The sequence below is a fragment of the Pseudomonas sp. Leaf58 genome (assembly GCF_003627215.1).
Classification (GTDB): domain Bacteria; phylum Pseudomonadota; class Gammaproteobacteria; order Pseudomonadales; family Pseudomonadaceae; genus Aquipseudomonas.
In genome coordinates this window covers 4,711,462-4,737,326 of sequence record NZ_CP032677.1, presented here as the reverse complement: position 1 = coordinate 4,737,326, position 25,865 = coordinate 4,711,462, and the positions used below count along the sequence as shown (strand labels likewise).

Annotated in this window: 24 protein-coding genes; 8 read left to right on the top strand and 16 right to left on the bottom strand. The window is 63.7% G+C overall.

What is annotated here, in order from left to right:
- Nucleotides 1-35: 35 nt before the first annotated feature.
- Both lptE and leuS read right to left on the bottom strand, forming a co-directional pair.
- On the bottom strand, nucleotides 36-641 hold the full coding sequence (gene lptE / locus DV532_RS22035; RefSeq protein ID WP_056794887.1) for an LPS assembly lipoprotein LptE: 606 nt from the start codon (nucleotides 639-641) through the stop codon (nucleotides 36-38).
- Nucleotides 642-702: 61 nt separating this feature from the next.
- On the bottom strand, nucleotides 703-3,309 hold the full coding sequence (gene leuS / locus DV532_RS22030; RefSeq protein WP_056794890.1) for a leucine--tRNA ligase: 2,607 nt from the start codon (nucleotides 3,307-3,309) through the stop codon (nucleotides 703-705).
- Between the two features lie 227 nt (nucleotides 3,310-3,536).
- Here leuS and DV532_RS22025 point away from each other — a divergent pair, with 227 nt between their 5' ends.
- Together DV532_RS22025 and DV532_RS22020 are read left to right on the top strand one after the other, a co-directional pair.
- Nucleotides 3,537-3,851, top strand: a complete 315-nt coding sequence (locus tag DV532_RS22025) for a hypothetical protein (protein ID WP_056794893.1) — start codon at nucleotides 3,537-3,539, stop codon at nucleotides 3,849-3,851.
- A 136-nt stretch (nucleotides 3,852-3,987) separates the two neighbouring features.
- Nucleotides 3,988-4,749, top strand: a complete 762-nt coding sequence (locus DV532_RS22020) for a YdcF family protein (protein WP_056794896.1) — start codon at nucleotides 3,988-3,990, stop codon at nucleotides 4,747-4,749.
- A gap of 126 nt (nucleotides 4,750-4,875) precedes the next feature.
- Here the strand turns inward: DV532_RS22020 and lnt are convergent, their stop codons facing one another.
- From lnt to DV532_RS21980, 8 genes are all read right to left on the bottom strand, one after another.
- The gene (gene lnt, locus DV532_RS22015) at nucleotides 4,876-6,393 is read right to left on the bottom strand and encodes an apolipoprotein N-acyltransferase (RefSeq protein WP_056794901.1); all 1,518 of its coding nucleotides are present in this window, start codon (nucleotides 6,391-6,393) and stop codon (nucleotides 4,876-4,878) included.
- An 8-nt stretch (nucleotides 6,394-6,401) separates the two neighbouring features.
- Nucleotides 6,402-7,241, bottom strand: a complete 840-nt coding sequence (locus DV532_RS22010; protein WP_056794904.1) for an HlyC/CorC family transporter — start codon at nucleotides 7,239-7,241, stop codon at nucleotides 6,402-6,404.
- A 25-nt stretch (nucleotides 7,242-7,266) separates the two neighbouring features.
- A complete protein-coding gene (gene ybeY / locus DV532_RS22005; protein WP_056794907.1) occupies nucleotides 7,267-7,740 on the bottom strand; it encodes an rRNA maturation RNase YbeY in 474 nt (157 codons plus the stop codon).
- Nucleotides 7,733-8,731 carry a PhoH family protein gene (locus tag DV532_RS22000; RefSeq protein WP_056794908.1) on the bottom strand — a complete coding sequence of 333 codons (999 nt, stop codon included), beginning with the start codon at nucleotides 8,729-8,731 and terminating at the stop codon, nucleotides 7,733-7,735. The genes ybeY and DV532_RS22000 overlap by 8 nt, the downstream gene beginning before the upstream one ends.
- A gap of 181 nt (nucleotides 8,732-8,912) precedes the next feature.
- The gene (locus tag DV532_RS21995; RefSeq protein WP_056794910.1) at nucleotides 8,913-9,458 is read right to left on the bottom strand and encodes a tetratricopeptide repeat protein; all 546 of its coding nucleotides are present in this window, start codon (nucleotides 9,456-9,458) and stop codon (nucleotides 8,913-8,915) included.
- 247 nt (nucleotides 9,459-9,705) lie between these two features.
- Nucleotides 9,706-10,989, bottom strand: coding sequence for a glutamate-1-semialdehyde 2,1-aminomutase (gene hemL, locus DV532_RS21990; protein WP_056794913.1), 1,284 nt, complete (start codon nucleotides 10,987-10,989; stop codon nucleotides 9,706-9,708).
- Between the two features lie 16 nt (nucleotides 10,990-11,005).
- Nucleotides 11,006-11,629 (bottom strand): thiamine phosphate synthase, encoded by a 624-nt coding sequence (thiE, locus tag DV532_RS21985; protein WP_056794917.1) that lies wholly within the window; start codon nucleotides 11,627-11,629, stop codon nucleotides 11,006-11,008.
- Between the two features lie 13 nt (nucleotides 11,630-11,642).
- Nucleotides 11,643-12,440: a hydroxymethylpyrimidine/phosphomethylpyrimidine kinase gene (locus DV532_RS21980; RefSeq protein ID WP_056794920.1), complete on the bottom strand. Its 798-nt coding sequence runs from the start codon at nucleotides 12,438-12,440 to the stop codon at nucleotides 11,643-11,645.
- Between the two features lie 265 nt (nucleotides 12,441-12,705).
- Here DV532_RS21980 and DV532_RS21975 point away from each other — a divergent pair, with 265 nt between their 5' ends.
- The 4 genes from DV532_RS21975 (at nucleotide 12,706) to DV532_RS21960 (ending at nucleotide 18,819) form a co-directional block, all read left to right on the top strand.
- Nucleotides 12,706-14,694, top strand: a complete 1,989-nt coding sequence (locus tag DV532_RS21975; RefSeq protein ID WP_056794923.1) for a hybrid sensor histidine kinase/response regulator — start codon at nucleotides 12,706-12,708, stop codon at nucleotides 14,692-14,694.
- Between the two features lie 184 nt (nucleotides 14,695-14,878).
- Nucleotides 14,879-16,522 (top strand): acyl-CoA dehydrogenase family protein, encoded by a 1,644-nt coding sequence (locus DV532_RS21970; RefSeq protein WP_056794926.1) that lies wholly within the window; start codon nucleotides 14,879-14,881, stop codon nucleotides 16,520-16,522.
- 143 nt (nucleotides 16,523-16,665) lie between these two features.
- Entirely contained in the window at nucleotides 16,666-18,180 is a 1,515-nt protein-coding gene (amn, locus tag DV532_RS21965) for an AMP nucleosidase (protein ID WP_372339977.1), read from the top strand.
- Nucleotides 18,181-18,186: 6 nt separating this feature from the next.
- A complete protein-coding gene (locus DV532_RS21960; protein ID WP_056794932.1) occupies nucleotides 18,187-18,819 on the top strand; it encodes a pseudouridine synthase in 633 nt (210 codons plus the stop codon).
- Nucleotides 18,820-18,869: 50 nt separating this feature from the next.
- Here the strand turns inward: DV532_RS21960 and DV532_RS21955 are convergent, their stop codons facing one another.
- Nucleotides 18,870-19,073, bottom strand: coding sequence for a DUF2788 domain-containing protein (locus DV532_RS21955; protein ID WP_056794934.1), 204 nt, complete (start codon nucleotides 19,071-19,073; stop codon nucleotides 18,870-18,872).
- 54 nt (nucleotides 19,074-19,127) lie between these two features.
- The gene (locus tag DV532_RS21950) at nucleotides 19,128-19,604 is read right to left on the bottom strand and encodes an Lrp/AsnC family transcriptional regulator (protein ID WP_003249795.1); all 477 of its coding nucleotides are present in this window, start codon (nucleotides 19,602-19,604) and stop codon (nucleotides 19,128-19,130) included.
- 396 nt (nucleotides 19,605-20,000) lie between these two features.
- On the opposite strand from DV532_RS21950, the gene DV532_RS21945 reads away from it, so the two are divergent.
- Nucleotides 20,001-20,561: a hypothetical protein gene (locus tag DV532_RS21945; RefSeq protein WP_056794937.1), complete on the top strand. Its 561-nt coding sequence runs from the start codon at nucleotides 20,001-20,003 to the stop codon at nucleotides 20,559-20,561.
- A gap of 43 nt (nucleotides 20,562-20,604) precedes the next feature.
- Here the strand turns inward: DV532_RS21945 and DV532_RS21940 are convergent, their stop codons facing one another.
- Together DV532_RS21940 and DV532_RS21935 are read right to left on the bottom strand one after the other, a co-directional pair.
- A complete protein-coding gene (locus DV532_RS21940) occupies nucleotides 20,605-21,477 on the bottom strand; it encodes a cation diffusion facilitator family transporter (protein ID WP_056794940.1) in 873 nt (290 codons plus the stop codon).
- 22 nt (nucleotides 21,478-21,499) lie between these two features.
- Nucleotides 21,500-21,919: a hypothetical protein gene (locus DV532_RS21935; RefSeq protein ID WP_056796669.1), complete on the bottom strand. Its 420-nt coding sequence runs from the start codon at nucleotides 21,917-21,919 to the stop codon at nucleotides 21,500-21,502.
- Nucleotides 21,920-22,035: 116 nt separating this feature from the next.
- On the opposite strand from DV532_RS21935, the gene hrpB reads away from it, so the two are divergent.
- Nucleotides 22,036-24,564, top strand: a complete 2,529-nt coding sequence (gene hrpB / locus DV532_RS21930) for an ATP-dependent helicase HrpB (RefSeq protein WP_056794944.1) — start codon at nucleotides 22,036-22,038, stop codon at nucleotides 24,562-24,564.
- An 18-nt stretch (nucleotides 24,565-24,582) separates the two neighbouring features.
- Here the strand turns inward: hrpB and DV532_RS21925 are convergent, their stop codons facing one another.
- Nucleotides 24,583-25,074 carry a hypothetical protein gene (locus tag DV532_RS21925; RefSeq protein WP_056794947.1) on the bottom strand — a complete coding sequence of 164 codons (492 nt, stop codon included), beginning with the start codon at nucleotides 25,072-25,074 and terminating at the stop codon, nucleotides 24,583-24,585.
- An 87-nt stretch (nucleotides 25,075-25,161) separates the two neighbouring features.
- Nucleotides 25,162-25,818, bottom strand: a complete 657-nt coding sequence (locus DV532_RS21920; RefSeq protein ID WP_056794949.1) for a YciC family protein — start codon at nucleotides 25,816-25,818, stop codon at nucleotides 25,162-25,164.
- Nucleotides 25,819-25,865: the final 47 nt, after the last annotated feature.

Below are 25,865 nucleotides of genomic sequence, written 5' to 3'. Positions count from 1 at the left end.
AACAGGCAGGGCACCCGAAGGTGCCCCGCACGGGCTTAATTGCCCGGCACTTCCAGTGGCGACTGTTGAGGCGTTTCGGCCTGCTGGCGGCGGGCTGCCTCCAGCGCTGCGGCTTCGGCCTGGGCGCGCTCGTCGGCTTTACGCTGTAGCTCATCCAGCTGGGCCGGGTTCAGCATCTGCAGGCGGACGACCATGTTGTTGACCAGGTCGCGGCGCATCTCTTCGCGGGCACGGGTGGCTTCCTGCTCGGAACCGGTGATGTTGGAGCCGTCACGGACGTAGATCTTGCGCACTTCCAGCTTGTCGCTCAGCAGTTCAAGGTTGTTCAGGCCCTGGATGCTGTAGTTGAGCACAGTGGTCAGTTCGTATTCAGCGGCACGGTTGCCACTGGTGTAGCTTGCCGAGCGCTCGCGCTCTTGCTCGTTGGTCAGTACCAGGCGGTATGGTGCGCCGGCGTGCACGTTAACGCCGCTACGCTCCAGCACTTCACGCAGTTGGACCACGGTCGGGCCATAGGCGTTGCGCGCGCTGACGTCCATTTCCTTTACGCTCAGCTGGGTGGCGCCGGTGCCGCGCAGCTGGAAACCGCAGGCGCTGAGCATGACCGCCAGGCCGATTACCAGCAAATTGCGTTTGATCATGTTGTTGCTCCCTTGTGGGCCTGTTCCGCCCGCCCGCAGTGGCTGCGGGCGGGCGCTGCCATCAGTTGGCGACGATGTTGACCAGCTTGCCCGGTACGACGATGACTTTGCGAATGGTCAGGCCATCGATGAAGCGCAGGACGTTCTCGTTGCTGCGCGCGGCGGCTTCGACTTCTTCGCGGCTGGCGGCGGCCGGCATTTCAACCTGGCCGCGCAGCTTGCCGTTTACCTGCACCACCAGGGTGATGCTGTCTTGCACCAGGGCCGCTTCGTCAACGGTTGGCCAGCCGGCGTCGATGACCGCCTGCTCGTGGCCCAGCTGCTTCCACAGCTCGTGGGAGATGTGCGGGGTGATCGGGGCCAGCAGCAGGGTGACTGCTTCCAGGCCTTCTTGCAGCAGGGCGCGGTCTTGTTCGCTGGCCTGCGGGGCCTTTTCCAGTACGTTCATCACGGTCATCACCTGGGCGATGGCCGTGTTGAACTTGTGGTATTGGCCCACGTCGGTGCTGGCCTGCTTGATGGCGGCGTGGATGGCGCGGCGGATGACCTTTTGCGCGTCGTCCAGTGCTGCCACATCCAGTTTTCCCGGCAAGCCCTGGGCCACGTGCGCCTGGGCCAGGCGCCAGACACGGCGCAGGAAGCGGCTGGCACCTTCGACGCCGGAGTCGGACCATTCCAGGCTCGCGTCGGGCGGCGAGGCGAACATCATGAACAGGCGGCAGGTGTCGGCGCCGTAGGCGTCGATCATCGACTGCGGGTCTACGCCGTTGTTCTTCGACTTCGACATCTTCTCGGTGCCACCGATTTCCACCGGCAGGCCGTCGGTTTTCAGGCGGGCGCCAATGATCTTGGCCTTGGCATCGCGCTCGATTTCGACGTCGGCTGGGTTGAACCAGTCCTTGCCGCCGTTGCTGGCAACGCGATAGTAGGTGTCGGCGACTACCATGCCCTGGGTCAGCAGGTTCTTGAACGGCTCGTTCGAGGTGACCAGGCCTTCGTCACGCATCAGCTTGTGGAAGAAGCGGGCGTACAGCAGGTGCAGGATCGCATGCTCGATACCGCCGATGTACTGGTCGACCGGCAGCCAGTGGTTGGCCGCTTTCGGGTCGACCATGCCACCTTCGTAGTTCGGCGAAGCGTAGCGGGCAAAGTACCAGGACGACTCGACGAAGGTGTCCATGGTGTCGGTTTCGCGCTTGGCCGCAGCGCCGCATTTCGGGCAGCTGCATTCGTAGAACTCAGGCATGCGCGCCAGTGGCGAACCGGCGCCGTCCGGCACTACGTTCTCTGGCAGGGTTACCGGCAGTTGGTCTTCTGGCACCGGTACGTCGCCGCAGGACGGGCAATGGATGATTGGGATCGGGCAGCCCCAGTAGCGCTGGCGGCTGATACCCCAGTCGCGCAGGCGGAACTGGGTACGCGACTTGCCCAGGTCCTTGCGGATCAGGGCAGCTTCGATGGCGTCGAAGGCGCCGGCGAAGTCCAGGCCGTCGAACTCACCGGAGTTGATCAGCTGGCCATGTTCGCCATAGGCGGCCTGCCACTCGCTGCCAACTTCATCGCCAGCGCTGGTGCGCACCACTGCCTTGACCGGCAGGTTGTACTTGTGGGCGAACTCGAAATCGCGCTCGTCGTGCGCCGGCACGGCCATTACGGCGCCATCGCCGTAGTGCATCAGCACGTAGTTGGCGACCCAGACCGGCAGCTTCTCGCCGGTCAGCGGGTGTTCGACCAGCAGGGAAGTGGCCATGCCCTTCTTCTCCTGGGTGGCCATGTCGGCTTCGGCGACGCTGCCGCTCTTGCATTCTTCAATGAACGCTTGCAGCGACGGGTTGCCCTGGGCGGCCTGGGTGGCCAATGGGTGCTCGGCGGCGACGGCGACGTAGGTTGCGCCCATCAGCGTGTCGGGGCGGGTGGTGAAGACCTTGAGGGTGCCTTCGTGGCCGATGCTGGCCTGGTTGTACGGGAACTGCACTTCCATGCCGCGCGACTTGCCGATCCAGTTGCGCTGCATGGTCTTGACCTGCTCAGGCCAGCCCGGCAGTTCGTCGAGGCTTTCCAGCAGCTCGTCGGCGTAATCGGTGATGCGGAAATAGTACATCGGGATTTCGCGCTTCTCGATCAGCGCGCCCGAACGCCAGCCACGGCCGTCGATGACCTGTTCGTTGGCCAGTACGGTCTGGTCCGCCGGGTCCCAGTTCACGGTGCCGTTCTTGCGGTAGATGATGCCTTTCTCGAACAGGCGGGTGAACAGCCACTGCTCCCAACGGTAGTAGTCGGGCTTGCAGGTGGTGACTTCACGGGCCCAGTCGATGGCCAGACCCAGGCTCTTGAGCTGGGTCTTCATGTAGTCGATGTTTTCGTAGGTCCACTTGGCCGGGGCGACGTTGTTTTTCATCGCCGCGTTTTCCGCAGGCATGCCGAAAGCGTCCCAGCCCATCGGCTGCAGGACGTTCTTGCCCAGCATGCGCTGGTAGCGGGCAATCACGTCACCGATGGTGTAGTTGCGCACGTGGCCCATGTGTAGCTTGCCGCTCGGGTACGGGAACATCGACAGGCAGTAGTAGGTGTCCTTGCCTGGCTGTTCGGTAACAGCGAACGATTGTTGCTCGTCCCAGAAGTTCTGGGCGGCGGCTTCGATATCACGGGGCGTGTATTGTTCGTGCATGGCTACTTTTTGCTGAGAGAGAAGAGACCTTGTTCCAGGCAGCGGAACCTCGCTGCGACCGGCACTCCGGTGTCGTTTAGAGTGAACGCCGTAGCATACAGCAGCGCCGCGCATCGTGGGAAACCTTCGTTGCGAATGCCCGCTGGTCGCGGCACACGGCTGCTTTTTGCAACGACGCTAAGCTCAGGTGTGGGGGGAGATATTCTTACCTTCAATGAGGTGAACGGATGGGAGAGACGCAGCTACCCGCAATCAAACCGGAGCTATACGAACGCCTGATCGACCGGCTTGGCCTGGCGCTGGAAGTGGCCAGGACTTCGGTGCGATTGCGCGACGAGATGCCAGCCGAGCTGGAATTGCGTGGCTTGAGCCATGCAGAGTTCGAAGTGATCAAGGCCTACCTGGATTCCCTCCCGGAGCGTCAAAGTGCCTGTGTCGGCAGTTACCCACAAGCGGAGCCGACATCGGCCAAGATCATCTGGCTAAAGGACAAGAAACGCCCCGCCAGTACGGCGAGATCCAGGACGCTGCCACATCGCTAGCCGTTCAGGGCGCCACGCGCAGGCTATCGCGCGCCGGTTCTTCAACATCATCACAGCTCACGATCGGCGCCGGCCATACCCTTGTTGGTCGGCGTCGATCCGCTTAGGCTGCACGCCTGCCAAGGAGGTGTAGCCAATGCCCATCCGATTCTTCATCAAACAATGGCTGATGCCGCCAGGGGCTCTGTTCTTGCTGCTGCTGGCGGCGTGGTGGCTGCGTGCCCGGCGGCCAAGGCTGGCGGCGTTGTGCTTTGTCGTGGGCTTGGGTGGCTTGTGGCTGATGAGCTTGCCGCTGGTGGTGCAGGAAGCCGCCCGTGCGCTGGAAAGCGAACCGGCGCTGGCGCCCAACGATTGGGCGGGCCTGGCAAGCCGGGCGGATGCCATCGTGGTGCTGGGCGCGGGGCGTGAGCGCGGCGACCCCGCATGGGGCGGCAGTGACCAGCCCACGGCCACGGCGCTGGAGCGCATGCGCTTTGCCGCGCGGTTGGCCAAAGCCTCAGGCTTGCCGGTACTGACCAGCGGCGGCCTGCACTATGGTACGCCGCCGAGCGAGGCACAGTTGATGGCTGATCGCCTGCACGAGGATTTTGGCGTCGAGGTCAAGTGGCGCGAAGAGGCTAGCCGCACCACCTGGGAGAACGCCCAGCTGACCGCCAAGGTGCTGCAGCCGTTGGGGATTCGCCGGGTGGTGGTGGTGACACAGGCCTGGCACATGCAGCGCTCGCGCTGGAGCTTTGAGCAGGTGGGGTTCGAGGTGGTGCCAGCGCCGGTGGGGTTCCTGGGGCGCGATCATGCGCGGCCGTTTGCCGGGTTGCTGCCCGAAAGCCGGGCAATGTGGCAGAGCGGGCAGTTGCTCAATGAAACGGTGGGGCTGGTGGGGTATCGGCTGTTCTATTGAGCCTTGTACTGCCTGTACCGGCCTCTTCGCGGGTAAACCCGCTCCTACAGGGTTCCCACTGACTTCGAGAGCGGTGGAATACCTGTAGCAGCGGGTTTACCCGCGAAGAGGCCGAAGCCGGATAACTCAAACAGTCTTGGCTATACGGCCCGCGAGCAGCGCCCAGCCCAGCAGCAGCGCACAGACAATCGCCAGCGGCCACGAACGCCATTGCAGGTACGGCGTAAGCTGCTGCATCGGTACCACCTCGCCATACAGCACCGCCTGCTGGAATTGCGGAATTTGCGTGGTAATGCGGCCAAACGGGTCGATCAGCGCGGTCACCCCGTTGTTGGTGGCGCGGATCATCCAGCGGCCGGCTTCCAGCGCGCGCATCTGTGCCATTTGCAGGTGTTGCAATGGGCCGATCGAGGTACCGAACCAGGTGTCGTTGCTGATGGTCAGCAGCAAGTCGCTGCGGGCCGCCAGGCCGGCGGCGAATTCCGGGTAGACCACTTCGTAGCAGATGTATGGCGCAATCTGGTAGCCCTTGGCCTGCAGCAGCGGCTGGTCTTCCGGCCCGCGGGCGAAGTCCGACATGGGGAGGTTGAAGAACTCGATGGCGCCGCGCAGCATGTCTTGCAACGGCACATACTCGCCAAACGGCACCAGCTTCTGCTTGAGGTAGGTGCCGTCGCCTTCACCGGTGACGGTGACGCCGTTGTAGTAGCGGCGCTGGTGGTGCACCACTTCACGCACGGGTACGCCAGTGATCAGCGCCGAATGCCGTTCGGCAGCGAACCGGCCCATCACATCGATGTAGCCTTGGGCCTGGTCCTTGAGCACCGGCACTGCGGTTTCTGGCCAGATCAGCAGGTCTACCGGCTTGGAGCTGAAACTCAGGTCGCGGTACAGCGCTAATTGCGCGTCGATGTGCGCGGGGTCCCATTTCAGATCCTGTTCGACATTGCCCTGGATGGCCGCCACCTTCAGTGGGTCGCCGGCCGGCGTAGTCCAGGCATGGCCCTTGAGGGCCAAGCCCAGTACCCACGGGGCCAGCAACAGCAGGCAGGCCACGGCCAGGAACGAGGGGCGCGCGCGCAGGCGCTGCAGGTTGCACAGCAGGGCGGCGCTCAAGGCCAGGACGAAGGACACCAGCCACACGCCACCCAGCGGTGCCAGGCCTGCCAGTGGGCCGTCCAGCTGGCTGTAGCCGGCGTAGAGCCAAGGGAAACCGGTTAGGAACCAGCCACGGAAGGCCTCTTGCAGCAGCCACAGGGCGGCAAAGCACAGGGCGTCGGCCAAGGGCGCTTCGTTGCGCCGCAACCAGCGGGCCCACAGCCAGGTTGGCAGGGCGAAGAACCAGGCCAGGGCGGCAAAGAACGCCAACAGCAGCAGTGTCGCCAGCAGCGGCGAGGCGCCGCCGTAGGTGTTCATGCTGACGTAGATCCACCAGGTGCCAGCGCCGTACAGGCCAAAGCCGAACCACCAGCCACGCCACATGGCCTGGCGCGGGCTGAGCTCGCGCAGGCCAAGGTAGAGCATGGCGATGGACAGCAAGGCCAGCGGCCAGATGTCGAATGGCGCCAGGGCCAGTAGGGTGGAGGCACCGGCCGCCAGGGCCAGCAGGTTACCGGGCCAGCCGGGGCGGGTGATCCAACGCATGTTTGTCCTTAACGGGTGATCGGTGTCAGGCGCAGCAAGTGTATCCGCCGGCTGTCGGCATTGAGAATACGGAACTTGTAGGACCCGATCTCGGTGGTTTCGTTGCGCTTGGGCAGGTGGCCGAAGGCGCTCATCACCAGGCCGCCGACCGTGTCGAACTCGTCATCGGAGAACGCGCTGTCGAAGAACTCGTTGAAGTTGTCGATCGGGGTCAGTGCCTTGACCAGGAAGTCACCGCTGGGCAGCGGCTTGATGTAGCTGTCTTCCTCGACGTCGTGCTCATCCTCGATGTCACCGACGATCTGCTCCAGCACGTCTTCGATGGTCACCAGGCCCGCTACACCGCCGTACTCGTCGATGACGATGGCCATGTGGTTGTGGTTGGCGCGGAACTCGCGCAGCAGCACGTTCAGGCGCTTGGACTCGGGCACGAAGGTGGCCGGGCGCAGCAGGTCCTTGATGTTGAAGCTGTCGCCATTTTCTTTGAGGATCAGCGGCAGCAGGTCTTTGGCAAGCAGGATCCCGAGCACATCGTCATGGCTTTCGCCGATCACCGGGTAGCGCGAGTGCGCGGCATCGATCACTGCCGGCAGGAACTCGCGTGGCGACTGGCTGGCCTTGATGCTGATCATCTGCGAACGCGGCACCATGATGTCGCGAACCTGCAGGTCAGCGACCTGGATGGCGCCTTCGACGATGGTTAGCGCTTCGCTGTCCAGCAGCTTGTTTTGATGGGCTTCGCGCAGCAGCTCAAGGAGCTCCTGGCGGTTTTTCGGCTCATGGGCAAAAGCCTGGGTCAGTTTACCCAACCAGGACTTTTGCCCGTTGCTCGATCGATCTTCGCTCATGGCGGTTCTCGTGATCCTTCGTGTATCAGTGTGTGATTGTGTCGGTTTCATCGTCGGCGTACGGGTCGGGGTGACCCAGTTCTGCCAGCAATTCCCGTTCCAGGCCTTCCATTTCCTCGGCTTCCTCATCTTCGATGTGGTCGTAACCGAGCAGGTGCAGGCAACCATGAATGACCAAATGTGCCCAGTGTGCTTCGGGCGACTTGCCCTGTTCGGCGGCTTCGCGCTCGACCACGGGTATGCAGATCACCAGGTCGCCCAGCAGCGGGATATCGAGCAGCTCATCGGGCACATCAGCCGGGAACGACAGCACATTGGTCGCGTAGTCCTTGTGCCGATAGGTGTGGTTCAGCTCGCGGCCTTCGGCTTCGTCAACCAAGCGAATGGTCATTTCCGAGTCGGCGCTGCGCTGGCGCAGGGCCAGTTCGCACCAGCGGCGGAAGGCAGTGTCATCGGGGGCGGCGGCATCCGTGGCCCGTTGAATATCGAGTTCAAGCATCTTTGCCGGGCGCCTCGGGCTTGGCCTGGCGGGCATCGAAGCGGTCGTAGGCCTCGACAATGCGCTGCACCAGTGGGTGACGAACCACATCTTTGGGTTGGAAGTGGGTGAAGCTGATCCCCGGAACGTCTCTCAGCACCTCGATGACATGCGCCAGGCCCGACTTGGTGCCACGGGGCAGGTCGACCTGGGTGATGTCACCGGTGATGACTGCGGTGGAGCCAAAACCGATACGGGTGAGGAACATCTTCATCTGTTCCAACGTGGTGTTCTGGCTTTCGTCAAGAATGATGAAGCTGTTGTTCAGGGTGCGGCCACGCATGTAGGCCAGCGGGGCAATTTCGATCACCTGGCGCTCGATCAGCTTGGCCACGTGTTCAAAGCCGAGCATTTCGTACAGGGCGTCGTACAGCGGGCGCAGGTACGGGTCGATCTTCTGGGCCAGGTCGCCGGGCAGGAAGCCGAGCTTTTCGCCCGCTTCGACCGCCGGGCGCACCAGCAGGATACGACGCACCTGTTCACGCTCCAACGCGTCTACGGCGCAGGCCACGGCCAGGTAGGTCTTGCCGGTACCGGCTGGGCCGATGCCGAAGTTGATGTCATTGGCCAGGATTTCCTGGACGTAGCGTTGCTGGTTGACACCGCGCGGGCGAATGTTGCCCTTGCGTGTGCGCAGCGACACGCTGACCTCGTTGACCGCCGGGTTGTCGATGTTCTCGACGGACGACTCCTGCAGATACAGGTGCACGGTTTCCGGCGACAGTTCGGTGGCCTTGGTCTCACGGTAGAGACGGCGCAACAGTTGCTCGGCAGCAGAGGTGGTCTTGGGTTCGCCGATCAGTTCGAACTGATTGCCGCGGTTGCGGATCTCGATGGCCAGGCGTTGTTCGATCAGGCGCAGGTGCTCGTCGAACTGGCCGCACAAGTTGGCGAAACGGTGGGCCTCGAAAGGTTCGAGGATGAAGCGATGGGGTTGTATGGGTGCGTTCAAGGTCGTTTTTAGCCGCTCGACGGCGATGGATGTGAACTCAAGAATAACCCTTGAATGGCAGTGGCGAAAGCACTGAAACGTTCAACGGTATGTCCTGGCGGTTCTGGCCTGTTCGCGGGGGGATCCGCCTGGCAACATCAGGCCATTCCCTATGCCGATGCGGTTGCCGCAACGGTAACGCTCAGGGAAGTGGCGAGAACGGCGTGCGGCCTTCGGCGTTTTGCAGTTCGAGCAGGTACTTGCGGAAGATCTGGCCGAGTACCTGGGTGGCACGCTCCAGTTCGTCGCGGGGCATTTGCTCGGTTACTTCGTCGGCCAAGTCCAGCGCATCTTCGGCGCCGTTGACTGCGGCCATCTTCAGCAGGATATAGGCCTGCACGTTGTTGGCCTTGACCCCTTCACCATGGAAGAACATGGCACCCAGGCGGTACTGCGCCTCGGCATGGCCTTGCAGCGAGGCTTTCTGGAACCAGTCCAGGGCTTTATTCAGTTTTTTTGGCGTTTGCGTGTAGTAGTACTCGCCCAGTTCGAATTGCGCCTGGGCGTCCCCCGTCGTCGCCGTCTGCTCGCAGGCCTTGAGGGCGTTTGCCAGGTCTTCAGGCGGGACATTCAAGGTGCAGCGGCCCGTCGCTGGAATCAGCAGCGAGTTACCGCCCTCCGCCAAAGCCAGCAGGGGCTGAAGAAGCAACAGGCAGCCCAGGGTCAGGGCGCGGCCGGTGCGGTTCATGGGGATCGACTTACCTCTGCAAAGCTGCGGCCAATGTCTCTGGTGGCACATTATGGGATAAGCAGCGCCAACCTTACAAAGTTTTACTCGAAATTCTGCTTGGTTGGGGAAGTCAGCTGATTGTGCAGGGTGTTTTATTGCCTGTACTAGCCTCTTGGCGGGCAAGCCCGCTCCTACATAGCGCGGAAATCGGTGCGGCCCCTGTAGGCGCGGGCTTGCCCGCGAAGAGGCCAGTACAGGCTGCCAGTTACTTCAGTGCTGCAAAGGCCTTTTCAGCCGCATCCAGGGTGATCTGCAGCTCCTTGTCGCCATGGGCGATGGAGGTGAAACCGGCCTCGAACGCGCTCGGTGCCAGGTACACGCCACCGTCGAGCATCAGGTGGAAGAAGCGCTTGAAACGCTCGGCATCGCTGGCCATCACGTCTTCGAAGGTAACGATATCGTCCGCACCGCTGAAGTACAGGCCAAACATGGCACCCGCTTGAGTGGTGACGAATGGTACGCCAGCGGCATCGGCGCGCTGCTGCAGGCCGTCGAGCATGCGGCTGGTATAGTCAGTCAGCTCGGCGTGGAAGCCCGGGCGGCTGATCAGCTTCAGGGTGGTCAGGCCGGCGGCCATGGCCAGTGGGTTACCCGACAGGGTCCCGGCCTGGTAGACCGGGCCAAGCGGGGCAATGCAGCCCATGATTTCGCGCTTGCCACCGAAGCAGCCAACCGGCATGCCGCCGCCGACGATCTTGCCGAAGGTCGACAGGTCGGGCTTGATGCCGTAGTGGCCCTGGGCACCGCCGAGCGAGACACGGAAACCGGTCATCACTTCGTCGAAGATCAGCACCACGCCGTGCTTGTCGCACTGCTCGCGCAGGCCTTCGAGGAAGCCCGGCGCCGGCGGTACGCAGTTCATGTTGCCGGCCACCGGCTCGACGATGATGCAAGCCACGGTCTGGCCGACTTCGGCCAAGGTCTTCTCGACCGCGGCGATGTCGTTGAACGGCAGGGTCAGGGTGTGCTTGGCGAAGTCCGCCGGCACGCCAGCGGAGCTTGGCACGCCCTGGGTCAGCAGGCCGGAACCGGCTTTTACCAGCAGGCTGTCGGAGTGGCCGTGGTAGCAGCCTTCGAACTTGATGATGGCGTCACGGCCGGTGTAACCGCGGGCCAAGCGGATGGCGCTCATGGTGGCTTCGGTGCCCGAGCTGACCATGCGTACCATTTCCATCGACGGCACGATCGAGCAGACCAGGTCGGCCATTTCGGTTTCCATGGCGGTTGGTGCGCCGTAGGACAAGCCGTGAGCCAGCTGCTTGCGTACCGAGTCCAGCACCTCCGGGTGGCCGTGGCCGAGGATCATCGGGCCCCAGGAGCCGACGTAGTCGACGTAGCGCTTGTCGTCCTCGTCAACGACGTAGGCGCCTTCGGCATGCTTGAAGAACAGCGGCGTGCCGCCAACGCTCTTGAAAGCGCGGACCGGCGAGTTGACGCCACCGGGGATGTGCTTCTGGGCTTGGGCGAACAGGGCTTCGGAACGGGACATGGAAAGTTCTCTCGAATCAGGATGCGAACAAGGCGTTGAAGGCGCGGGCGCGGCGGGTGACTTCCTGCGCGCTGTCGGCACCGAACAGGCCGTGGATCACCGCCAGCAGGTCGGCGCCATGGGCAACCAGCGGGGCGGCGTTGTCGAGGGTAATGCCGCCGATCACCGCGATCGGCAGTTTCACTTGGGCGCGGGCCTGCTCCAGCAGTTCGACGTTGGCAGCGGAAGCGCCCGGCTTGGTAACGGAATTGAAGAAACGGCCAAAGGCCACGTAGCTGGCGCCTTCGCGGGCGGCCTGGGCAGCCAGGTCGAGGCTGGCGTGGCAGGTGGAGCCGATGATCGCCTGGCGGCCGAGCAGGGCGCGGGCCGGGGTCAGCGGGCCGTCGGTCTGGCCCAGGTGCACGCCGACGCCCAGGCGCGCGGCCAGTTCGGCGTCGTCATTGATCAGCAGTTGGGTCCCGTAGCGCTCGCAGAGCTTCATCAGCCCTTCGGCTTCGCGCAGGCGGCGCGCTGCGTCGTCACTTTTATCGCGGTACTGCAGCAGGCATACACCGCCTTCCAGCGCCGCTTCGACATGGGACAGGAAACGGCCGGCGAGCAGCTGGCTGTCGGTGATGGCGTACAGACCGCGTAGCTTCATTGAAAGCCTCGTATCAGGAGCAGAAATCCAGCGGCAGGCGGCGCGGCACGAACTGGCCCTTGCCCAGTTGCTCGGCGTCACGCAGGGTGCGCCAGGTGTAGTCCAGGGCACTGCGTACAGCGCTTTGCAGTTGTTCGCCGAGTGCCAGGCGGCCGGCCAGTGCGCTGGCCAGGGTGCAGCCTGAACCATGGTAGCTGCCCGGCAGGCGCTGGCAGGTCCAGGTGTGGAGCTGGCCATCCTGGGTGTACAGGCGGTTGTGAATTTCGTCCTCGTCGCCGTGACCACCGGTAATCAGCAGGTGTCTACAGAACGGCAAGAGTTTTTCGGCACACTCATCGGCGGTGCCTTCGGGCAGTTCGGCGAGGATGCGGGCTTCGGGCAGGTTGGGCGTGGCGATGGTCGCCAGCGGCAGCAGGCGTTCGCGCAGGGCGTAGCCCACTTCGTCCTTGCCCAGGCGGCCACCGCCACCGGCACGCAGCACCGGGTCGCAGACCAGCGGCAGGTGCGGGTGGGCAGCTAGCAGCTCGGCGACGGTGTCGACCATGTCGATCGAGCCGAGCATGCCCAGCTTGACGGCGGCCACCGTAGAGTCGGCCAGCACGGCGTTGGCCTGGGCCAGCACCCACTCGCGGTCGAGCACGCGGAAGTCAGAAACGTTGACGGTATCCTGCACGGTCAGGGCGGTCACCGCAGGTGCGGCGTGACAGCCTTGCGCGATCAGGGCTTCGATATCTGCCTGCAAGCCGGCGCCGCCACTTGGGTCGTGGCCGGAAAGACAGAGGACAACGGGGCGGGAGCTGTAGGTATTCATGGTCGGCGAGCTTACCACCAAACCTGTTTGGGCGGATCGTCCTACAAATGAGTTTTGCTGATCGATTGGTCAGTATTGGTTTGTCAAAACCTCTTAAAGCATTGATTTAGAGCGGTTTAGTTGTTTTTTTTTATGGCCGATTACCAGGTTGCGAAGCTATGCTAGAGTGCTCGGATAACTCGACAAACGGGTGCTGCCGGATCACGTCGTCTCAAACGGATGGGAGGCACATGCGACGCGACCGGACAGGCCATGCTGGGGCTGTATGCGCTATTTGCTGATTGTGCTTCTGGGTTTGCTGCCCGTGCTGGCCGGAGCGGTCGATTTCGACGACGCTACTCGGCATCTTCCGCTGGGCAAGGTCATGCAGGTTTATGAAGACCTCGATGGCAGTGCCAGCATCGCCCAGGTCAGTGCGCCCGGGTTCGCCAAGCATTTTCGCCCCCATCACCAAGACGTGCTGAACGCCGGTTACTCCACGTCGGTGTTCTGGCTCAAGGTCGAGCTGCGCCCGGTTACCGCGCCCGGCGCCGCCCCGCGGCAATGGTTGCTCGAGCTGGCCTACCCGCCGTTGGACCACCTGGAGCTGTACTTGCCCGATCGCCTGGGCACCTATCGCCTGGCCCAGCGCACCGGCGATGCCTTGCCCTACGACAGCCGGCAGATCCGGCAGAACAACTACCTGTTCGAGCTACCGTTGCCGCCCGGGCAACTGACCACCGTGTACCTGCGGCTGCACAGCCAGGGATCGGTGCAGGCACCGCTGGCGCTATGGTCCGCCGAGGCCTACCTGGAAGAGCAGCCCACGCGCTTGTATGTGCTGGGGGTGATTTACGGTGTGCTGCTGGTGATGCTGGTGTACAACCTGTTCATCTACCTCAGCGTGCGGGATATCAGCTACCTCTACTACATCCTCTATATCGCTTCGTTCGGCCTTTACCAAGTGTCGGTTAACGGCGCTGGGGTGGCTTATTTCTGGCCGGACAACCCGTGGTGGGCGAATGCCTCGACACCGCTGTTTATCGGCGCCGCCGGCCTGTTCGGCTGCCAGTTCGCCCGGCACTTCCTGCAATTGGGCAGTATCAGCCGGGGCTTCGACCGGCTGCTGCAATTGCTGATGCTGGGTGGCGCACTGGTCATGGTGCTGGCGGTGAGCATGCCCTATGGCCTCGCCTTGCGCATGGCCACGGCGCTGGCGCTGCTGTTTACCGTGAGCATCTTCTGCGCCGGGCTGTACGCCTGGTGGCGCGGCCTGCGCGTGGCGCGCTGGTTTATCATTGCCTGGACGGCATTCCTGCTCGGCGGCTTGGTCAATACCCTGATGGTGCTGGGCTACCTGCCCAACCTGTTCATCACCATGTACGCCAGCCAGTTGGGTTCGGCGCTGGAGGTGGCATTGCTGTCGCTGGCGCTGGCTGACCGCATCAACAGCCTGCGTGAGCAACAGGCGCAGACCCTGCGCGACACTGGCCGCACGCTGGAGCAGTTGAACCTGCAGTTAGCCAAGAACAACCGCTTGAAGGACGAATTCCTGGCCTGCGTGACCCATGAACTGCGCACCCCGATGAATGGCGTGATCGGCTCGCTGGAGTTGATGCACACCCTGCCGATGGAAGCCGAAATGGCCCAGTACCATCGTACTGCGGTGGGGTCGGCCCAGGGCATGATGGACATGGTCGACGCCATCCTTACCTTGTCCGAACTGCAAGCCGGCCGCCTGCGCGCGCAGCCGGCGCCGTTCAGCCTACGTACATTGCTGCAGAGCCTGCGCGCCGGGTATGCCGGGCAGGCCTTGGCTAAAGGCTTGTACCTGAGCCTGGATATTCCGGCTGATTTGCCGGATGGGCTGTTGGGCGATGGCCAGAAGCTGGCGCGCTGCCTAGGCTGCCTGGTGGACAACGGCCTGAAGTTTACCCATCAGGGCGGGGTGATGATCCAGGTGCGCGGCCGCCGTCTGGGCCCGGGTGATCTGGACTTGACCTTTACCGTCAGTGACAGCGGCATTGGTTTCGATGACCTGGAGCAGTCAACCCTGTACCAGCGCTTTTTCCAGGTCGATGGGTCGATGACCCGACGCTATGGCGGGCTGGGCATTGGTTTGTCGATCTGCCGCCAGATGGGCGAATTGATGGGGGGGCGGTTGTCGCATGAATCGACCCGGGGGTTGGGCAGCCGGTTCGAGCTGAGTTTGAACATGGCGATTTCGCAGGTGCAGGTGGGTCCGACGATTTTGCAGGCGCGGCGTTCGCTTTGAGGGGTTGGGGTTGGGCTGGAGACTGTCAGCCCTGATGCATACTCAAGGCATGCACCTGCCAGCCCTGGCTCATGCGCAACCCATGCCCCCACCACCACACCTTTAGTCACGAATGCCCCTTTGCCTCCCCCGCAAGCAGTGCTTCACTGGGTCTCTCAAGCCTACCCGGATCCAGGAGCCCCCGATGAACCTGCACCAGTACGCTGAAACCCACGAGGTGACCAACCAGCCACCGCCCCTCGACGGTGCCAACCTGTACCGCCTCGACCTGCCGCTACAGGAATGGTCACGGCGGTTCGGTGCCGGTTGGGCCGAGTCGCGGATCGATGCTTACGGTGCCCTGGCCGGTGGCCCGCTGATGCAGGCAGGCTTCCTGGCCAATGCGCACAAGCCGGAATTCAGCAGCCACGACCGCTACGGCCATCGCATCGACCTGGTCGAGTTCCACCCGGCCTACCACCAACTGATGCGCACCGCCGTCGAGCACGGCCTGCCTTCGCTGCCGTGGGCTGAACCCCGTGCCGGCGCGCATGTAGCGCGGGCTTCGTTAACCTACCTGCATAGCCAAGCCGAAGCCGGTAGCGGCTGCCCACTGACCATGACGTTCGCCGCAGTGCCGGCGCTTCGCCTGCAGCCTGAGCTGGCCGAGTACTGGCTGCCGAAAATCCTCGCCTGTGAATATGACCCGCGCAACGTCGGCGACCGGCACAAGGCCGGGGTCACCATTGGCATGGCCATGACCGAGAAGCAGGGCGGCACCGATGTACGGGCCAATACTACCCGCGCCTATCCGGTCGGCGCAGCGGGGCCGGGCCAGGCTTATGAGCTGGTTGGGCACAAGTGGTTTTGCTCGGCGCCCATGTGCGATGCCTTCCTCACCCTGGCGCAAACCGACAAGGGCCTGAGCTGCTTCCTGTTGCCGCGCCATCGCCCGGACGACACCCGCAACCAGTTCTATATCCAGCGCCTGAAGAACAAGCTGGGCAACAGTTCCAACGCGTCCAGCGAAGTCGAGTTCCGCGGTGCCCTGGCGTGGATGGTCGGGGAAGAAGGGCGGGGCGTGCCGACTATCATCGAAATGGTGGCCATGACTCGCTTCGACTGCATGGTTGGCTCCAGTGCGCTGATGCGCCAGGCGTTGACCCAGGCGGCCCACCACTGCGCGCATCGCAAGGTCGGTGGCCGCTTGTTGAGCGAGCAGCCATTGATGCAAAACGTGCTGGCCGACCTGGCCCTGGAAAGCGAGGCCGCACTGGCCCTTAGCCTACGCATGGGGCAGGCGCTGGAACAGTTGGACGACCCGCAGCAGGCGCACTTCGCCCGCCTGGTTACGGCGGTGGGCAAGTACTGGATCTGCAAACGCGCGCCAGCCATGATCAACGAGGCCGCCGAGTGCCTGGGCGGCGCCGGCTATGTAGAAGACAGCATTCTGCCAAGGCTGTACCGCGAAGCGCCGGTCAACTCGACCTGGGAAGGCTCGGGCAATGTGCAGTGCCTGGACGTGCTGCGGGCCTTGTCCAAAGAGCCGGGCGTGCTCGATGCGTTGTTCGCTGAACTGGGCGACGGGCATGGCGACCCGCGCCTGGCGGCGCATATTGGCAACCTCAAAGGGGCATTTGCCGACACTGGCGATATGCAATACCGCGCGCGGCAACTGACCGAGGATATTGCCCTGGCATTGCAGGCCAAGCTGTTGCTGGAGGCGGGGAATGCGGTGGTCAGTGATGCGTTTATCGATAGCCGGTTGACGGGCGGTGGGCGGGTGTATGGTGCACTGCCGCGCGGTGTGGATGTGGAGGCGTTAGTGGCAAGGGCGACACCCAGGTAGCCCGGTTGAGGTGGCTGTGAAGGCGCTATCGCCGGCAAGCCAGCTCCCACAGGTACTGCACAGGATTCGACGCCAGTGGAGTACTTGTGGGAGCTGGCTTGCCGGCGATGAGGCCGGTGCTGACCACCGGGGGTGTATTTGCCATGAAACGCAGGCAAGATGGTTCACAAGCATGTCCAGACAGGAAGCACAGTGTGAGCCACGCGTTTGTAGTCGTTGATACCCCCGAACAGGCCGTCGACCGTCTGGCGGCCCTGCATGACCAGGCCACCGGGGCCCTTAGCCAGGCCCTCAAGCGTTACCTCAAGGACCGTACCGAGCCGGGCGCTGAAGAGCGCGACCTGTTCCGCTACCCGGCGCTACGCCTGACCTACTACAGCCACGGTGAAGTCGCCGCCACCACGCGGGCCTATGCCAAGGTCCAGGTGGCCGGTACCTACAGCGTCACCATTACCCAGCCGGCCGCGTTCCGTGGCTACCTGTTGGAGCAACTGCGGCCGCTGATGCACGACTACACCGTCACGGTAGAGGTCGGTGTCAGCGAGCAGAACATTCCTTACCCTTACGTGGTCGACCAGGGCGACGAGCTAGCCGGCAGCGGTATCACCGCCGCGCAGCTGGCGCGGGTATTCCCCAGCACCGACCTGTCGGCGGCCACGGACAACATCGCCGATGGCCTGTACGACTGGGACAGCACCGACACCCTGCCGCTGGCGCTGTTCGATGCCGCACGGGTCGACTTTTCGCTGCGTCGCCTGGTGCATTACACCGGCAGCGACTGGCGCCATGTGCAGCCGTGGATCCTGCTGACCAACTACCACCGCTATGTCGACCAGTTCATCAGCCATGGCCTGGAACAGTTGCGTGACGACCCGCGCTTCGTGCGCATGGTGCTGCCGGGCAACGTGGTGATCGAAAAGGGCATGGACCACGGCGAAACCCAGGCGCTGGTGGCCAGTGTGGTCTGGCACCGATACCAGATGCCGGCCTACCACCTGATCGCCGCCGACGGCGACGGCGTTACCTTGGTCAACATTGGCGTGGGCCCGTCCAACGCCAAGAACATCACCGACCACCTGGCCGTGTTGCGCCCGCACTGCTGGCTGATGATCGGCCACTGCGGCGGCCTGCGGCAGTCGCAGACCATCGGCGACTATGTGCTGGCACACGCTTACATGCGCCGTGACGGCATTCTTGACCGGGTGGTGCCGCCGAATATCCCGATTCCGGCCTTGGCCGAAGTGCAGTTGGCTTTGCAGGAGGCCGCAGCACAGGTTACCGGTGAGCGCGGCGAACAACTGAAGAAGCGCCTGCGCACCGGCACCGTGCTGACCTACGATGACCGTAACTGGGAGCTGCGTTGGGCCCAGGAACGCCCCCTCATCAACCTGTCGCGTGCTGTGGCTGTGGACATGGAAAGCGGCACCATTGCCGCCCAGGGCTACCGCTTGCGCGTGCCGTACGGCACCTTGCTGTGTGTCTCCGACAAGCCGCTGCACAGCGAGATCAAGCTGCCAGGTTCGGCCAACGCCTTCTATAACCGGGCGGTCAGCCAGCATTTGAAGATCGGCATTGCCGCCCTCGACCTGCTGCGCACCGAGCTCAACTCGCTGCACTCGCGTAAACTGCGCAGCTTCGATGAGCCGCCGTTCCGCTGAGGATCCATGTCACTGCCACCCCGTAACAAGCCGCGCCGCCCCCAGGCGCGGCCTGCCGCCGGCCCCCGTCGCCAGGCCAAGGCGCCACCGGCCGAGCCGCGCCTGATCCTGTTCAACAAACCGTTCGACGTGCTGACCCAGTTCAGCGACGGTGACGGGCGCGCGACGCTCAAGGACTACATCGACATCCCGGGCGTGTACCCGGCAGGGCGATTGGACCGCGACAGCGAAGGCTTGCTGCTGCTGACCAACGATGGCGGCTTGCAGGCGCGGATTGCCGACCCCAAGCACAAGCTGGCCAAGACCTACTGGGTGCAGGTGGAGGGGGAACCGAGTGAGGAGCAGTTACAGCGTTTGCGTGACGGCGTGGAGCTCAATGATGGGCCAACCTTGCCGGCCGAGGCGCGCCGCCTGGAAGAGCCTGAGCTGTGGCCGCGCAACCCGCCGGTGCGCTTTCGCAAGAGCGTGCCAACCAGCTGGCTGGAGCTGGTGATTCGCGAAGGGCGTAACCGCCAGGTGCGGCGGATGACGGCGGCGGTGGGTTTGCCGACTTTGCGCCTGGTGCGGGTGCGGATCGGGGCTTGGGCGCTGGATGGGCTGGAGCAGGGTTGCTGGCGCGAAGTAGCTGCCAAGCTTTAGTCCAGTTCAAAGGCCATTCGCGGGCGTGCCCGCGAATGCCCTGAAATTCGCTACACCCCTTCGAGGTACCCCACCACCACGCTCTTGATGATAAAGGCCAGCACTCCCAGCCCCAGCACGAAGAACAGGATCAGCGTCCCGAACTTCCCGGCCTTGGACTTTTTCGCCAGGTCCCAAACGATGAAGCCCATGAAACCGATCAACACGGTGACCAGGATGATCATCATCCACTCTTCGAATACGGCGGGATCCATCGGTGTTCTCCAGGCGGGTTGAGCGGCCGATTATACGCCGGCTGGCGCCAGCAATTAACGCAGGTGGGTCAATGGCAGTTCGGTGCTGGCCAGCACCTGGTTGAGCACGAAGCTCGAACGCACGCTGGTGACGCCTTCGATACGGGTCAGGCTGCCTAGCAGCAGTTTCTGGTAGTGGTCCATGTCGGGCACCACCACTTTGAGCTGATAGTCGGCATCCATACCGGTGACGAGGCTGCATTCGAGCACCTGTGGCAGGTTGCGGATGGCCGCTTCGAACGTTTCGAAGCGCTCTGGGGTGTGCCGGTCCATGCCGATCAGCACGTAGGCGGTGAGGCTCAGGCCCAGCTTCTTGCGGTCGAGCAGCGCGACCTGGCGGGAAATGTAGCCATCGTCCTCCAGTTGCTTGACCCGACGCGAGCATGGCGAAGGCGACAGGCCGATGCGTTCAGCCAGTTCCTGGTTGGAAATGCGCGCATCGCGCTGCAGTTCGGCAAGAATGCTCAGGTCGTAGCGGTCAAGTTTGCTCATGATTTCTGCCTTTTCTGTTCGGATTGCGGTGAATTATCAATCCAGGGTGAAAAATTGCGCAAGTGCTATTTATCTGAGCAATCTTCGCAATCCTCTGCTGCACCCGGTCCAGTATCTTTATCAACAGAATCACTGCCCGGACATCAGTCCACGGCGACGCGCCCTAGGCGGGCGGTCGCGGCCAGCCATCCAACAGGATCCGCTAGGCCCCCGGGCTACACACCTTCCAGAAGACGGTGTGAGGTGAGCCGGCGCCACAAGTGCCGAGCACGGACGACAATTTCTGAAGGGAGGCCCTGTGGCCTCCCTTTTTTCATGTCCAGGATTTTAATTGGCCTGCATGGCGGGCGCGGTAGACTGGCTGTGGTTGCCGTATTTTCTAGCGAGAGGAACAATATGAAGTCGCGCATCTGGCAGTTGGCAGGTGTTGGTGTATTGGGCTTGAGCAGCAGTGTTGGGGCCATGGCCGAAGGGCCGGGCGAGGGTGCGCCGGGCCGCTCGCTCAACTCGCGTGACGAAGTGCACCAGACCCAGCCACCGCGCCAGGGCTATTACCAGGACATCCCCCGGCGCCACGGCAATGGCTGGCATTATGGGGCACGGGTGCAATACCTGCCGGCCCATGCCCGTGAGGTGTGGCTGGGGGGGACGCAGTACTTCCTGGTGGACAATACCTATTACCAGTACCTGGCCGACAGCCGCGAGTACGTGGTGGTCAACCCGCCTGCTGGCGCGCCAGCGCCGATAAACGGTGGGTATGATGTGGTGGCCTACCCTATGTATGGGCAGGGGCTGCAGCAGCAGGACCAGGACCGTTACCAGTGCCACCGCTGGGCGGTGAACCAGTCGGGGTTCGACCCAGCGACGGCGAGCTATGCGCCGCCGGCCAATGTGACCGAGCACTACCGGCGGGCGCTGGGGGCTTGCTTCAGTGGTCGGGGCTACAGCATCAACTAACCAAGGTCTTCAGCGGCGCGTTTTTTGTGAAGGCCTTATCGGTTCACACCGGGTCCGCATGCACCATTACATCCGCTTGTGGATAACGCTGGCGGATCACCTTGGATGCCTCCACGCACAGTTCATGCGCCTGATGCAGCGCTAACTGCCCAGGCAGCTCCAGGTGCAACTGCACGAACCACTGGTTGCCCGACACCCGCGTGCGCAGGTCATGCACGCCTTGCACGCCGGGTATGGCCAGCACCAGCGCGGCCATGTCCTCGCCAACATCGCCGGGTAGTTCTTTGTCCATCAGGATCGCCGTACTCTCGCGAGCGATCTGCAACGCGCTCCAGAGGATGTAGAAGGCGATGCCCAGGCCAAACAGCGCATCCAGTTGCGGCCAGCCAAAGCGTGCCAGCAGCAGTGCCAGAAGTATGCTGCCATTGAGCAGCAAGTCTGACCGGTAGTGCAGGGAGTCGGCGCGTACCGCCGTCGAGCCGGTCAGGCGAATGACCTTGTACTGCAATGCCAGCAAGGCGAAGGTCAGCACCAGCGACAGCAGCATCACCCCAATGCCGATGGCGGTGTCACCCAGCGGTTGCGGGTTTTGCAGGCGTTCGACCGCCTGCACCCCGATCAGCACCGCACTCACCCCGATGAACAGCGCCTGTGCCATGCCGGCCAGGGCCTCGGCCTTGCCATGGCCGAAGCGATGGTCGTCGTCGGCCGGGCGCAGGGCGTAGTGCACCGCCAGCAGGTTGAGGAACGAGGCCACAGCGTCCAGGGCCGAGTCGGTCAGCCCGGCCAGCAGGCTCACCGAGCCGCTCAGCCACCAGGCCAGCGCCTTGCTCAGCACCAGGATGCTGGCCACCGCCAGCGATGCGCGGGTGGCCAGGCGTAGCAGGCGCTGGTGTTCAGCCGGAGTGGTCATCATCCGTGGTCAGAGTCCTTGTGGGTCAGGCCGCAGGTACCAGGCCCAGGCTGGCCAATTGCTCGACACTGCCGCGGTGCTGGATCAGCCGTGGGTCGTTCAGCGGTAGGCGCTGGCCCAGTTCGCTTTCAATAATGGCCTGCAACTTCAGGTTGTCGACTTTGCCGTCGGGGCTGACGGCCTCGCGCAGTTTGGCCGGGTCGACCTGGGCGCTACGCCCACCTGGGTAGTAGATAGCACCCGTGGCGAAGTCGATGCCGAAGGCGATCAGCCCGGGGATCACGTAGAACAGGATGCCAATGGCATCCATTGCGGCAACCACAGGGTCGATCTTGCCGCCGATCTGGCCGCGACGGTCCGGGTAGAAAATGGTGCCGCAGGCCGTCAGTTGGGTCAGCAAAGTGACGATGAGAGCGCCACCGATGACGCGGGTTGGGATGCGCATGTAAATCTCCGAAAAGGTATTCAGCAGGGCAAGCGAAGCGCCTGCGCCTGAAGCTAAGACCATGATAGAGCAGGCTGGGTTCGCCGTTATACTCGCCAGACTGTTCGAGGACCACCATGATTTCATTACCTATCGATGCCGTTGTGCCGGCTTTGCGCCAGGCCTTGGAAAACCGTGACGAAGCGGTGCTCGAAGCGCCGCCCGGCGCCGGCAAGACCACCCGTGTGCCGCTGGCGCTGCTGAACGAACCGTGGCTGGCCGGGCAGAGCATCCTCATGCTCGAGCCCCGGCGCCTGGCAGCCCGGGCTGCGGCCGAACGCTTGGCCAGCGAGCTGGGTGAAAAGGTTGGCGAGACCGTGGGCTACCGCATCCGCCTGGACAGCAAGGTTGGGCCGAAAACCCGCATCGAGGTAGTCACCGAAGGCATCCTCACCCGGCGCCTGCAGGCCGACCCGGCGCTGGAGGGGGTGGGCCTGCTGATCTTCGACGAATATCACGAGCGCAGCCTCGACGCCGACCTGGCCCTTGCACTGAGCCTGAATGGCCGCGAGTTGCTGCGAGACGACCCACCACTGAAGATATTGCTAATGTCCGCGACCCTTGAGGGCGAGCGCCTGTCACGGCTGCTGCACAATGCCCCGGTGGTCAGCAGCGAAGGCCGCATGCACCCGGTGGACATCCGCTGGGGGCGGCCCTTCCAGCCCGGTGAGTTCATTGAACCACGGGTGGTGGACAGTGTGTTGCAAGCGCTGGCTGACCAGGCCGGCAGTGTGCTGGTGTTCCTGCCGGGCCAGGCCGAGATCCGCCGGGTGCACCAGAGCCTGCAACAAGCGTTGGCTGAACGGCCCGATATCCTGCTGTGCCCGCTGCATGGCGAACTCGACCTCAACGCCCAGCGTGCGGCAATCGACCCAGCGCCCAAGGGCCAGCGCAAGGTGGTGCTGGCCACCAACATCGCCGAGACCAGCCTGACCATCGACGGCGTGCGGGTGGTGATCGACGCAGGCCTGGCCCGGGTGCCACGCTTCGACCCTGGCAGCGGTATGACCCGGCTCGACACCCAGCGTATTTCCCGTGCCAGCGCCACCCAGCGCGCCGGCCGTGCCGGCCGCCTGGAGCCCGGCGTGTGTTACCGGCTGTGGTCCGAGGCCCAGCACGACCAGCTGGCCGCCCATGGCAGCGCGGAGATCCTGCAGGCCGACCTGGCCGGGCTGGCCTTGCAGCTGGCGCGCTGGGGGGTTACCCCCGAGCAGTTGCGCTGGCTCGACCAGCCACCGGCGGCAGCGTTCGCCCAGGCCCAGGACCTGCTGGCGCGGCTCAATGCGTTCAAACCAGGCAGCCGTGACCACCTCAGCGAACACGGCCAAGCCATGGCCGAGCTGCCGGCGCACCCACGTATTGCGCATTTGTTGTTGCGCGGCCAGGACCTGGGCCTGGCACAGATGGCCTGTGACGTGGCTGCATTGTTGGGCGAACGGGATATCCAGCGCGGTGGTGGTGCCGACCTGCATAGCCGTTTGGTGCTGGTCAGCGCTGAGAGCAAGCTGGCCCGTGGCGGCCAGGGTGGTGTGCAGCGTGCTCGCCAACTGGCGCGCCAATACCGCGGCCTGTTGCGTGGCAAGCCAGGTGCACCGGTCGCGGACCCCCAGCACCCGCGCTGGCTGGGCGCGCTGCTGGCGCTGGCCTACCCCGACCGCGTTGCCCAGCAGCGGCGCGAGGGCGGTGCCGAGTACCGGCTGGCCAACGGCCGTGCGGCGCTGTTTGCCGAAGTCGACGCATTGATGAAGTGCCCGTGGCTGGTAATCGCCGACCTGGGTAGCCGCCAAGGCCAGCGTGAAGAACGCATCTACCTGGCCGCCGAGTTCGACCCCGCCCTGCTGGATGGCGTACTGGCCGAGCAGGTCCAGCGTGTGGACATTCTCGATTGGGACGAGCGCGAACAGGTGTTGCGCGCCGAGCGCCAGGTCAAGGTTGGCGAGCTGGTGCTCAGCCGCGAACCGCTGCCCGGCCTGGATGACCAAGCGCGTGCGCAGGCACTGCTTGGTTTGGTCCGGCGCAAAGGCCTGAACCTGCTGAGCTGGACGCCTGAGCTGCGGCAATGGCAGGCGCGCGTTGCGCTGTTGCGTCAGCTGGACCTGGCCAAGGACGGCCATAGCGAATGGCCCGACCTGGCTGACGAGGCGCTGCTTGCCAGCCTGGAAGACTGGTTGCAGCCCTACCTGGGCAAAGTGTCCCGCCTTAGCCATTTTGCCGCGCTGGACCTGCCGTCGATGCTGCGCAACCTGTTGCCCTGGCCGCTGCCGCAGCGCCTGGAAGAACAAGCCCCCACGCACCTGACCGTGCCATCCGGCTCGAACATTCGCCTGGACTACAGCGAGAACCCGCCGATCCTCGCTGTGCGCCTGCAAGAACTGTTCGGCCTTGCCGATACCCCGCGCATCGCCAATGGCCGCCAGCAAGTCAAACTGCACCTGCTGTCACCGGCACGCCGCCCGGTGCAGGTGACCCAGGACCTGGCCAACTTCTGGCGTACCACCTACGCCGAGGTAAAGAAGGATTTGAAAGGCCGTTACCCCAAGCATTATTGGCCGGACGACCCGTTGGTGGCCGAGGCTACGGCGCGGGCCAAGCCTCGGGGCACCTGACGCGGCTGTTGCGCCCCGTCAGTCGACTGGTTGGAGCAGGAAGGTGAACACTTCGCCTTCCTCGACATTGAGCAAGGCCACCCAGTCGCCGCTCTTGTGGGGATCATCCTTGATGATGCCAACCCTGTGCCCGCGGTGGTCGCGCAGGTGACACACCAGGCCCTCATCGGTCATTTCCAGGGGTTCGATCTTCCAGTAATCAGTGACTTCGGCATGCCAGTAGAAGCCCAGGTAGCCATTGCGGCTAACGCCCAGTTTCTTGCTCTGTGGGTTGCCTGGGATGCTGATGTGATAATGCAGGCGATCGTCGCTGTGCGAGTGGTAATGAAAGGTCATCACCGGCGAGTCCTGCCGCCCACCCGCTTGTAGCCAGTCATCCTCGGGGGTGAGCCCCCAGTTGAATTTGTCTGAGCTGCGGCTTAGGCGCAGCGGGATGTTCCAGTCGGCGACGCGCAGGTACAGCTTGCCGCGAAACGACGTGGCGTATCCCGCCTGAATGTCTGCGTCCATGGTGCTCTCCTTGGGTGGCATTGAAGGTTGTGCACCCTAATGCCAGGGGCGGCCGCCCAAGCAGATCGAAGCGTTTCCCTCGTGGTTTCAGGCGCCCGCTTCGCCTTCCAGCAGCATGAACAGGCGGTACAGCACCACGGTGCTGAACAGTTGCAGGAAGCCACTGAGGCTGTCCATGGCCAGCTCCATGCCGGGTGAGGGCTGTGGGAAAGCCATCAGCAGCAGCCCGTCGATCAGCCAGATCGGTGCCAGCACGCCCAGCACGCAAACCATGATGCGCAGGAAGTGCCCGGTGGTCATGCGCGCGCTCTCGCGCATCGCTTGCACCACGGGCAGGCCACGCAGCACCAGCAGGTACTCGGCGAACACCAGGTTGATCATGATCCACACGCCCGGGAAGATGAACAGCGCCAGGCCGGCCATGATCAGCAGCGAGCTGATCAGGATCAGCAGGGCCAGCTGCGGCCATAGTTGCATGGCGCGGGCGAATAGGTCGCGCTTGGGCGTTTCCTGGCCGTTGCTGCGGGTGTCCAGGTACAGGATCAGCGCGGCGCTGTACAGCGGGTAGAACAGCAGGCTGACCAGCATGCCGTAGGCTGGCGATGCCTGGTCGCCCAGTTGCCGATACAGCAGTTGCGTGAGCAGGGCTTCCAGCACCACCAGCGGCAGGCACAGCTGGAGGATGTGCGGCAGGTGGCGGCGGAAGAAGTACAGGGAGTCGCGCAGGACGCTCAGCGGATTCATCAGTCAACATCGCATGGCAGTAAAAACAGGGGCATAACTTTAGCCCA